Origin of the sequence: Amphibacillus jilinensis Y1, from assembly GCF_000306965.1 — a bacterium.
GTDB lineage: Bacteria > Bacillota > Bacilli > Bacillales > Amphibacillaceae > Amphibacillus_C > Amphibacillus_C jilinensis.
Genome location: NZ_JH976434.1, coordinates 322,300 through 331,695, shown reverse-complemented (window position 1 = coordinate 331,695; position 9,396 = coordinate 322,300). Strand labels below are relative to the sequence as shown.

7 protein-coding genes are annotated in these 9,396 nt (G+C 37.4%); 4 read left to right on the top strand and 3 right to left on the bottom strand.

Annotated elements, in window-relative coordinates:
• Positions 1-315 precede the first annotated feature (315 nt).
• Positions 316-540: a transposase gene (locus tag B494_RS21685; protein ID WP_083855709.1), complete on the bottom strand. Its 225-nt coding sequence runs from the start codon at positions 538-540 to the stop codon at positions 316-318.
• A gap of 302 nt (positions 541-842) precedes the next feature.
• Between B494_RS21685 and B494_RS0102220 the strand changes: the two genes are divergently transcribed.
• On the top strand, positions 843-1,442 hold the full coding sequence (locus B494_RS0102220; RefSeq protein WP_017470728.1) for a TetR/AcrR family transcriptional regulator: 600 nt from the start codon (positions 843-845) through the stop codon (positions 1,440-1,442).
• Between the two features lie 110 nt (positions 1,443-1,552).
• Positions 1,553-3,700 (top strand): efflux RND transporter permease subunit, encoded by a 2,148-nt coding sequence (locus B494_RS0102215; protein ID WP_161603083.1) that lies wholly within the window; start codon positions 1,553-1,555, stop codon positions 3,698-3,700.
• Between the two features lie 250 nt (positions 3,701-3,950).
• Here B494_RS0102215 and B494_RS0102210 read toward each other — a convergent pair whose 3' ends face one another.
• Entirely contained in the window at positions 3,951-4,316 is a 366-nt protein-coding gene (locus B494_RS0102210; RefSeq protein WP_017470726.1) for a Na-translocating system protein MpsC family protein, read from the bottom strand.
• 401 nt (positions 4,317-4,717) lie between these two features.
• On the bottom strand, positions 4,718-5,935 hold the full coding sequence (locus B494_RS0102205) for an L-lactate MFS transporter (protein WP_017470725.1): 1,218 nt from the start codon (positions 5,933-5,935) through the stop codon (positions 4,718-4,720).
• Positions 5,936-6,493: 558 nt separating this feature from the next.
• Between B494_RS0102205 and B494_RS0102200 the strand changes: the two genes are divergently transcribed.
• Together B494_RS0102200 and B494_RS0102195 are read left to right on the top strand one after the other, a co-directional pair.
• Positions 6,494-7,324 carry a S1C family serine protease gene (locus tag B494_RS0102200; protein ID WP_338131627.1) on the top strand — a complete coding sequence of 277 codons (831 nt, stop codon included), beginning with the start codon at positions 6,494-6,496 and terminating at the stop codon, positions 7,322-7,324.
• A 307-nt stretch (positions 7,325-7,631) separates the two neighbouring features.
• Entirely contained in the window at positions 7,632-9,380 is a 1,749-nt protein-coding gene (locus tag B494_RS0102195) for a flavocytochrome c (protein WP_017470723.1), read from the top strand.
• The last annotated feature ends 16 nt before the right edge of the window (positions 9,381-9,396 follow it).

The window sequence follows — 9,396 nt, the reverse complement described above, 5'->3', positions numbered from 1 at the left end:
AACATTACACCACCACATTTGACAGAGAACCTTTTTATATTGATGATGCAATAACACTGTTAACTTAAATCGATCAAAACGTTTAAAACTAAATGCGTTGTACTTAATGACGCTGGTTTGGTTATTAAGACCTTCAATAAAGCCATTATGTAAGTCCTAACCAAAACTGTTTAGACCATCTGGTTGCCATCTTTTGAGCGTACCAATGACTTGAATAAACGCATTCATACCTGGTTATTCTACCTAAGTATAGTATCGATACGAGCCTTGTTTTATTTCACACAGATCCTTTGTCCCACTCTTTGCTTCATCAAATCAGCAACGAAGTGATTTTTTCAAACGATAGGCTGTGCATAAGTCCTCTGATAAACCTAAATACCAATGTTGTTTATCCGTAAGTTCCTCGTAACGTTTAAAAAAAATATGCTTCATTCGCTTGCATTTTTTACGATCATAATCAAGGAATTCCTTCTGAATACCCCTTCTCACTCGTTTTAATGCCCAATAAAATGTACCGACATAAAAGTGAGGAAGTTGAATTACATAGTCCTCACTGCAATGACACTATGATAGAAGCGAGAACGAATCTCAAGTAACTAGTTCTTACTTGGGACGTAATTTAGTCGCGTTAGCGATTTTGTTCTAACTAAGATGAACTGTCTATCTGATTCAGAGAAAAATACATCCATTAACTCCATCGAATAGTGAAATTTCTCCAATATCTGTTAGGGAAAACTGACCAAAACACTAAAACTGTATATTGTAATCTGAAAAACCACTATTTACAATTACCATATAGCGAACGTTCAGTTTTCTAAAATGCGCGCAAAGGTGTGTCGTCAGTGAAAAAAACGAAAAGTGAAAAAGCACAACAAACAAGGAAGAAGATTATCCAATCAGCAGAACAATTATTGTTAGATAATACAATCAACAAAATTTCTGTTCGTGACATAACTACGAAAGCAAATGTCGCAAAAGGTACCTTCTATCTCTATTTTGACAGCAAAGCAGAACTCGCATGGACGCTTGTGGAAAAAAGCGTGCTTGTATTTGACCGAGAATTAACCGTGTTAAGAGATGCTCCTGTAACGAAAGAAGTGTTGAGTTCATTAATTAGTAAGGCTGTTGATTTTTCAATCAAACATAAAAAATTACTTCAAATTATTCATCATGAATATTTTTTAGCGTTTCTTCAACACGATCATCAACACAAGGAATATGAAGAACGCTTCACGTTAAAAATTCAAACATGGTTGGATCGAGGGAACCAAGAAGGTATCTTTCAAATTCCTGATACGTATTTCTATGCAAAATTCATGCTCATTTCTCTCCATGATTTATTAGAACGTATGATATTAGGAGAGTTAGATTATGATCTAGCATCATCTAAAGAACACTTAACAACAATTATGAACAATATTTTACGGTGGGGTGTTTTATGAGTATTTTATCAAAATATATCATTAAATATTATAAAAGGATTTTATTGACCAGTATACTACTCTTCTGTTTATCCATAATTGGAGCCTTACATCTTCAGGTTTCTTCAGATATGGAAGAATTACTGCCAGAAGATAGCGAAGCTTTTCAAGCCATTACCGAGTTCGAAACATATTTTGAATCCCAAGAAAGCGGCATTGTTGTAGTAAAAGGAGGAGCAGCGAAGAGCAAAGCGTTTTTAACAGAGTTAGAGCAGGAACTTGTAGCTAATGGTGTTGAAGGTGACTTTTTATACAAAGTAGACGTCAGTGAATTGAATGCTTTTGGCTCGCTATATTTAGACATCTCAATGTTTGAGGAGTTGGAAATAGCAATAGACGATCAAAATATCCATAAATTAACAGATTTGCTTACTACCATTCAAGAAGAACAAAACTCTGGTAACCACGACATGGTTGAGTACATGAGTAATGAAGCGGAAAACGTCTTTTTAATGATGATGCGTTTTTACATTGATAATACCGATTTTCTTGAAACAAGAGAGCGAATCTACGATGATGTGTACGCATCTATTGATGAATTACTAGAAAAATCAGATTATCAGCAGATCGAAGCTGGATTGACAGGAGGAGCTTTCATTCAAGATATTGAAGCAGATCGAGTAGCGCTTGATGGGTTTTTCGGTACATTTTTCATTACGATCTTGCTCATAGTCGGATTAATTATGATCTCTTTTCGAAAGGTATTGTTACTAACAACGGTCATTTACCCTTTATTGCTTGGGGCACTAATGACCGCAGCTGTTGCGTATTTACTCTATGGTGCTATCAATCTTTTTTCTGTTAGTTTTGCGCTCTTGTTAGTAGGATTAGGTATCGATTTTTCTATTCATTTATTGTCTAGATATTTAGAAGAACGCGAACAAGGTCAATCTACCATTCACGCAATGGAAACCGCAATGAATGGAACGGGAAATAGCATTATTATTGGTGCACTAACGACCAGTGCAGCTTTCTTCACATTCATTTTTGCCCAATTTAATGCTTTCGAACAGATGGGAGTGATTTCAAGTATTGGTATCATCCTTTTATGTGTAGCGATGATTATTCTTGTACCCGCATTTATTATGCTTGTTGAAAAGAATAAACCCTTCAAAGACAAAAAGAAAATCCGCTTCACTTTTTTGGATATAATCGGTAGATTCTTGGAGAAGCAATCACTCGTTGTTATCCTTGTTGCTTTATTATTGTTGCCTCTCTTCTTTTCTACTGTTAGGGATACAACTGTTATTGGCAACCTAGATGCAGTTTATCCAGAAGATATTGACAGCAGAGCCTGGGCCGATCTTGTCGAAGATGAATTTGATTACAATACCAATACACTAACTTTTATGGTTGATGAGGATCCAACAACATACGAACGATTACAAACCTTAAGAAGCAGAGATGATGTCGAAGAGGTTCTCTCTATCTATGACTATCTACCTGAACAACAAGAAAAAAAAATTGAAATTATCCACAAGCTCAATCACGTAATGAAACAAGTTGGCTACACAGATGACGACTTGTTTCCAGCAAAAGAAATGCAGATTGATGATCTACCTGTCCATTTGATTGCTAACTTTGTTGGGAAAGATGGAATGTTATTAGCTGAATTAATCCCATCTGTAAATATATACGACGAAACAAATTATCAGCGTATTGCTTCAGCCATACATGATACATCTGGCAATCATCCAGTCGGTATGGCTTCTATCATGAATGAAATTGTTCGTCTTGCACAAAATGACATTCTGTTTATTTCTCTTTTGTGCATGTTGATAATTGGATTATTTTTATTATGCATTTTCCGATCATTCAAATTAATGATGATCTCTGTCGTCCCTTTATTGTTGACTTTATACGTCACCATTGGATTATTACCTATGTTAGGTCAAGAATTAAATATTCTTAGTATTGCCGGCTTTCCGTTGTTAATCGGCATAGGTATCGATAGCAGTATCCATCTATTGCACCGTTTACAAACAAAAACTAACAAAAGTGTTGGTTATGTTCTGATGACAACAGGAAAAGCAATCATATTGTCTACCTTAACAACATCGATTGGTTTCGGTAGTTTGATATTCATCAACCATCCAGGAATGGCTCAATTGGGAATAACCGTATCATTAGGCTTACTCATCTGCTTAGTAATCACCTTAACCGTTCTTCCTTCACTGTGGTTGTTAACAAATAACAAGGGGACAAAGAAATCGAACTAAAATATTGGTTCTACATCAACATATATTATAGAGCTCGAAAAGTAACGCCTTCGCCCGTTAGGAGCGGAGGCGTTAGCTTTTCTAATAGACTGATCAGAGATAGTCGCCCATAAATCATCGCCACAACATTGATAGTAAAGCTGATTTATGTAAGGGGAGTTAACGGGCAATGGGCTAATTCACTCCATGACCAATCAGCGGGAAAAGAATAAAAACGTCAACTGATTGAAGGTTTGCTTAATTTTGCTTACTAACTAAATGTTTCTTCGTAATTTAACGGAAGCTTAAAAATGATAATGCGCTCACCTGTACGCGTACTTATATCGGTATGAAAGCTAATCACCGTTTCACCTGTAATTTCTAGTACTAGCTTTTTAAGCAAATCATAGCCAGATTCCACTAAGTCAGAGCGTAGTTTTTTAATTGAATATCTTCCTTCTTTTGTTTGACAAACGGCGTATTCAGCAGGTGTTAAAACGCCTTGTAATGTAACAATAATCATATCATTTAAAATATTTGTCTTTACAGAAACGGAACCTCGACCTAGATATTCTTTTTCCCAACTTGTCAGTGCTTTACTAATTTCTGCTTCGATAAAACCTTTTGATTTGCTCATCATCATACTCCTAACATTAACAGCAGTGAGCTTAGGTTCATACGCTTATCGCATCATAATAAAAAAGAACCTAAACAGATATGTTAAGAATTTTAGCGATAATATCAAAGCCTGTCAACTTTGGGGTTCATTGCATACCCTTTAAGAAGCCCCGCAAGAACCTGTTCATTTATCACAAATTAACCGTCCGCAAAACGCCCGTCACAATATAGAGGGTAGAGCTGATCTAATTGGCTGGGCGTTAACGGCGGCTAATATCCTGATTCACCCAACTAACAATCAGTGGGCGGATAAGATCGTAGACTAAGACCGCCACGTCTTTAAGAAAGATTACAGACTAAGATGCCACGTCATGTGGCAACGTCTGCATGACCTACATCTTGTAGCTTGCTATCTACTGTTTATACTTCGTCAACTTGTTTGACGGAAAAATTCACGCGTTTATGTTTCTCTGGTGCCACAATAAATGTTGACATCACAAGGGCGACTATACATAAAATCGCAGCGACAATAAATGCTTGCGAAAATGGAAAGAAACTAAGGATAAAGGTTCCTGCAAATGAGGATATCCCGTAACTTTGGTACATAAAACCGTAATTAACACCCATATTTTTCGTTCCATAGTAATCTGCTGTGACTGAGGGATAGATAGCTAAATATCCACCAAAACAAAAACCCATTGATGATGTTGTAATGAGAAACATCGGATAATTTAATATCCCAATACTCATGTAAATTAACGTTGCAGCAGTAAGGATATAAATAAGTCTAAGCGTATTAATTCGGCCAATGTGATCTGAAAGGTTACCTAAAATAATTCGACCACTTGCATTGAACAGTGCAATCACTAATACGGCATTGGCTGCTTTATCCACATCGAGTTGAAAAACATCTACACCAATATCAACAGCAAAGCTAATCACCATTAACCCCGCCATACTACCAAACAAAAACATAAACCAAAATAAGTAGAACGGATAAGTGCGTAGCATCTCTTTGGTTGGAAATTGTTTTGCTTCATTATGCTTGACTTTGTTATTAGACTCTGAAGCATCATTCAGCTTTTCGCTCGGTGGATTACGTAGTAATTGAGCACCAATGATAACCAATATGAAATAAATGATAGCCAAGTATAAGAATGTATTTGAGACCCCATAATTGGTAATGAAGAACCGAATGACAGGTTGAAAAATTAAACCACCTAAACCAAACCCACCAACAGCAATCCCGCTAATTAGCCCTCGCTTATCTGGAAACCACTTCACACATGCAGATAATGGGCAAACATAAACCATACCAATACCGGCACCTGCAAGTACCCCATAGTATATATATATTTCAAATAACGTTGTCGCTTGGCTGGTTAGCAGTAACCCTGCTGCTAATAAAAAACCACCTGCTGTTGCTACCCAGCGAGGTCCAATCTTATCTTGAAGTTTTCCAGCAAATATAGTCGTAAATGCTGAGACAGCAATTGTTATTGAGAATGTAATAACGACATCTTCACGTGCCCAGCCAAAAGTATCGGCCAGAGGTTGATTAAACAAACTCCATGCATAGACTGCACCTATATTTACTTGTACAATAATTGCACCTAGAACAACTAACCAACGATTCATTTCAATCCTCTCCCCCAATGAAAAATAAATATTAGAAAAACTTACATTCGCTAGCCCTTTAGCGGATGTCTAGCTTTTTCTTATACTTAGCTCTTAAAAATTTTAACTACTTCGAATCCGCTTCTTAGCTAAAATTTTATGGTATCCTAACGTGCTAGAAAAACTTACATTCGCTAGCTCTTTAGCGGATGGAAAACTTTCTATACTTAGCTTGCCCATTCTTCCCAAAACGATCGTATTTACTAACGTATAAAAAAGAGACCAACGAAGATGAAAACATCAACGTTGGTCTCTTTGGTACGCACTATAGAAAGTGATTACAAAAGCAACCTTGTTTATAATTATAGTTTGGATTTCCGGCACCCTTATTCTCTGAATAGTGGTTAGGGCTATCCATCTCCTATATATTATATTTAGAGCTCAACTTATTGTCAACCTAATTGTCTTAATAGCTTTCGAAACACTGATTTTCAGTTTCTCCCACGTTTTCAAAGCAACAAGTCTGCAAGTTCATGCCGCTCTTTGTTAGAATGTAAGAAGGATATGCAATTGATTGAGGTGAATGGAATGGATCGGAAAACGAATAATCATGATTCAGAAGTCATTGATCAAGATTTATATGAAGATTTGGATCCAGATACCATGCTGGAATTGCTTGAAGAAGAGCAGAGAAAAGGAAAAAAGGTAGAAAAACCAGCTCAGTCTTCTTTTCCACGCTGGCTTGCCTGGTTAGTCGCCATTACGTTAATGCTAAATGTGGTCGCATTAATTCCTAGGACATTCTCAATCCCAGCCTTAGATTTTTTATCAACATCAGCTGAATTGTCTGTTAATGAAGACATACAAGCATATAAAGAATCGGTTGTCGTCATTGAAAGCTCTGATCGTAAAGGGACAGGCTTTTCAATTACAAGTGATGGCTATATTTTGACAAATGAACATATCGTTGATCAAGAAAGTAATGTCATGGTGTCTTTTCCAGAGCAGGGTTTATATCAAGCAGAAGTGGTCCATAAAGATGAAGCAGTTGATTTAGCGTTGTTAAAAGTCGAAGAAAATGACCTGCCCTTTTTGGATTTAGCAGAAAATGCTGAAGGAATAGAGCAAAGAGATATCTATTTTATTGGTAATCCTTTGCGATTTAACGGTATTGCCAATAAAGGCATGATTGAAGGGTTTACTGAACAAACAAGCTTATCAACTGAAGTCATGATAATTGATGCACCGATCTATCGTGGAAATAGTGGTAGTCCGGTTATTGATCAAGATGGAGAAGTGGTTGGTATTATTTACGCGACACTAAATGATGAGCAGTACGGTCGAGTGGGGTTAGCAATACCGATTGATGTTGCTCAACATATCATTCAAATGCATTTAGGTGAAGATTAACAAACATAACGGTTTAATACAGATAACCGTTCGAAAACATTCGCCACAAAATAGAGAGATAAAAGGGTCTATTTAAGCGAGTGGTAACGGACGCTAATGTCTTGATTCACTTAACATCAAATCAGTAGGAGAAGAACACCCTATTGATTCGACGATCTTTTAATAAAATAGTGAAAAAATTCACAAAAAATCCATTGCTTTTTGAACCCTACCAATTATAATTATAAGAGTTGGAGTATTGCTCATTAAATCACATATATACGAGCAATTTTAACTTTAGCAAAAAGTTATAATGGGGGAGTTTTTTATGAAGAAGTACGTTTTATTATTAGTGATGGCAGCTGTTATGTTGCTAGCGGCGTGTAGTGAAGATGCCCAATCAGATGCAAATCGTTTTACACCTGGTACATATGAAGGTGTGTCAACTGGACACGGTGGAGAGGTTGTTGCAGTTGTCACATTAACTGAAGATAAGATTGAGTCTATCGACATATCTGCTGATGGTGAAACAGGTAGCATTGGAGATGGTGCTATTAATCAATTGGTTAATGACATGTTAAACTCACAAAGCTTGGCAGTGGATGTCGTGTCTGGTGCTAGTGAATCTAGTGAAGCTATTATTGAAGCGGTCACGAATGCGATGAAGGAAGCTGATGCTGATATTGATGCATTACTTGACCCAGATAATAAATTAACTGTAGACGCAGTACAAGTTGATGATTTTTCGGTTGATGTTGTTGTTGTTGGTTCCGGTGGTGCTGGTATGGCAGCGGCTGTTGAAGCTAGTGAAGCAGGAAAATCAGTTGTTATTTTAGAGAAAATGCCAATCGTAGGTGGGAATACAAATCGTGCCACGGGTGGTATGAATGCTGCTGAAACAAGTGTTCAAGAGCAATTAGGAATTGAAGATTCTGCCGACTCATTTTATGAAGATACGATAACCGGCGGTGGAGAGGTTAACGATCCAGAATTGGTGCAAACGTTGGTTGATCATGCTGCCGAGTCAGTAGATTGGTTAAATGATATGGGAGCAGAATTGACAGATGTTGTTATTTTTGGCGGTCAATCTATTGCGCGTACACACCGTCCCGCTGATGGATCACCCGTAGGACCTGTTGTCGTTGACGTATTATCAGAACGGTTAGCTGAGTTAGATGTTGACATCATGTTAAATACAACGGTAGAAACGTTAATTGAAGAAGATGGAGCGGTTGTTGGAGTAACAGCAGTCGATAACACTGGCCATCAATTTACTGTTGAGGCTGAATCTGTCGTGTTGGCAACAGGTGGCTTTAGTTCAAATAGTGATTTAGTGACAGAATATCGCGATGATATGGAAGGCTATTCAACAACAAACCATTCAGGTGCAACGGGTGATGGTCTTTTGATGGCTGAAGCTGTAGGTGCAACTTATACTGACATCATCGAAATCCAGGCACATCCGACAACAGATCCAGAATCGGGTTATATGTTTACTGAAGCAGTCCGTGGTGATGGTGGTATTTTAATTAATTTAGATGGTGAGCGATTTGTTAATGAATTAACGACAAGAGATGTGGTATCACAAGCGATTATTGACCAAGAAGATAGTATTGCATTTCTAGTGGGTAATCAAGTGATGAAAGAGAAAAATGCTTCATTTAGTAATTACATTGAAGATGGTTATGCAGTCAGTGGTGAAACGATGGCTGAGCTAGCTCAAGCGATGGAAGTAGATGAAGAAGTGTTACAATCTACGTTTACACAATATGCTGATGCTGTTGATGCTGGTGAAGATCAGCAATTTGAAAGAGAAAACTTAGAAGAGCCATTAACAGAAGGACCTTGGTATGCTCTTCCAGTTGTTCCGTCTGTCCATCACACGATGGGTGGATTAACTGTCAATACAGACGGTCAAGTATTAGATGACTCAGATGAACCGATTACTGGCTTATATGCAGCTGGTGAAGTAACAGGTGGACTTCACGGTGCAAATCGACTAGGTGGTAATGCCGTTGCTGACATTATTACGTTTGGTCGTATTGCTGGTCAATCTGCAGCATCGATAGAAGAATAAAAAAGATATTTTAAAA